This window comes from Dactylosporangium sp. NPDC005555, from assembly GCF_040605635.1.
Lineage (GTDB): Bacteria > Actinomycetota > Actinomycetes > Mycobacteriales > Micromonosporaceae > Dactylosporangium.
Window position 1 is genome coordinate 1 of the sequence record NZ_JBEXDG010000164.1, and the last position, 1652, is coordinate 1652.

The 1652-nt window shown below is 37.8% G+C and carries 2 protein-coding genes and 1 pseudogene; 1 reads left to right on the forward strand and 2 read right to left on the reverse strand.

Annotated elements, in window-relative coordinates; genetic code table 11:
• Positions 1–94, forward strand: a pseudogene (locus tag ABZS58_RS51245) (IS6 family transposase); the annotation flags it as partial.
• A gap of 70 nt (positions 95–164) precedes the next feature.
• Here the strand turns inward: ABZS58_RS51245 and ABZS58_RS51250 are convergent.
• Positions 165–1312, reverse strand: a protein-coding gene (locus tag ABZS58_RS51250) for an IS3 family transposase (RefSeq protein ID WP_095559415.1) whose coding sequence is annotated in 2 segments (ribosomal slippage) — positions 165–1060 and positions 1060–1312 — 1149 coding nt in all. Because the reading frame shifts where the segments join, the coding sequence is not laid out codon by codon here.
• Between the two features lie 131 nt (positions 1313–1443).
• Positions 1444–1652: hypothetical protein (locus tag ABZS58_RS51255; RefSeq protein WP_354792120.1), on the reverse strand; the 209-nt coding region annotated here is incomplete at its 5' end.

Here is a 1652-nt window from a genome sequence, read left to right on the forward strand (position 1 = left end):
ACGACGGAATAAATTTTATCAAAGTCTCCGTACAGCCTCTTCCACGATTAAGGGCATGGAGACCCTTCGAGGAATATATAAAAAGAACCGAAGAATGTAGTGACCCCCAAAATATAGACTTTTCTGGAAAGTCAACGAAAAACTAGACACGGAGTTAAGAGAATTTAAGAATTATATTTTTCAAAGTCTTTTGGAGACTTGTAATCAAGACCTGAATGCATCCTTTTTGTATTGTAATAGGTCTCAATGTATTTAAATATTTCTTGAGTAGCCTCAGCTCTTGTCTCAAAATGAGCATCATTAATAAGCTCCCTCTTTAGCGTCTTATAAAAAGACTCCATCATTGCATTGTCATAGGGATTTCCTTTACGACTCATGCTAGATTGAGCACCGACTTGACGAAGAGTAGATTGATAACGAGAGCTTGTATATTGACTCCCTTGATCAGTATGGACAATCAAGCCAGGCTGAGGATGTTCTTTCCCACAAGCTTGTAAGAAGCAATCCCTCACCAGTTTATCTTGCATCCGTGAAGACATTGACCAGCCTACAATCTTACGTGAAAAAACGTCGATATTCACGGCTAAGTATAAGGTGCCTTCTTTGGTAGGGATATAGGTCATGTCTCCCAGCCATACTTTATTAGGAGCTGTTGCTTTAAAGATCTGATTAATTAAATTGGGTCTTGAAAGCGAAGCTCCTTTTCTGTTGTAATGTTTATATTTATAACGACTTCCCTTGGCATAAAGTCCCATCAAGTGCATCAGTTTCCCAACACGTTTCGTGTTGGTCATAATACCAGTATTATGAAGTACCTTGGTAATTCTAACCGCACCATAGCGTCCCTTATGCTCATGAAAGACAGCTTTTATCTTCTCTGAGAGAATTTCTCTCTCCACTTGTTGTTTTGAAGGACGACGATGCATGTATTCATAGAAACCTGAGCGAGAAACCTTAAGAACTTTTACTGCATGCTTAATTTTTATCTTCCCATGATGTTTCAAGAGAAATTCAAAACGTTTTACTTGCTTCGCTTCAAGAAGACCCGGAACTTTTTTAGAAGTTCAAGTTCCTCCTGAAGATAACGATTTTCTTTCTCTAACAATTTAATCTTATGTTGGGCATTAGCTAGGGCTGTCCCATTGCCTGGAAAAGCACTTTCTCCATATTCTTCAACTTCTTGAACCCAGCGATAAAGACTATTGGCATGAACCTCAAGCTCTTGGCTGACTTCTTTAACAGAGTAACCCTCTTCAAGAATGAGTTTTACTGCAGAATTTTTAAATTGTTTATCGAATTTTCTTCTTGCCATAATAAACCTTTCCACGATTTCTCTTAACTTTGTGTCTAGTTTATTATAACCTTTCCACCTTTCATTTTTGTGTCTTAATAGACAGATTATAACACACAATTTTCTGTCCACTTTTATAGTATAGCTCCAATTCAAGATGACTTGGAAGAACTAGAAGTAATCGCTAAAGGTGTGTTTGAGTCTTCCATACGTGCTATCTTTCCATTTGACGGAAGAGATAAATACTTAACTCTATCAAAAAAATCAAAGTAACCACGACCGCAAGGGATTTTTCCTAAAGGCAAAACGTCCGATTTTTTCAATTGAGGTGGACAAGCGGAGCGACAAAAGCAAACAGGGA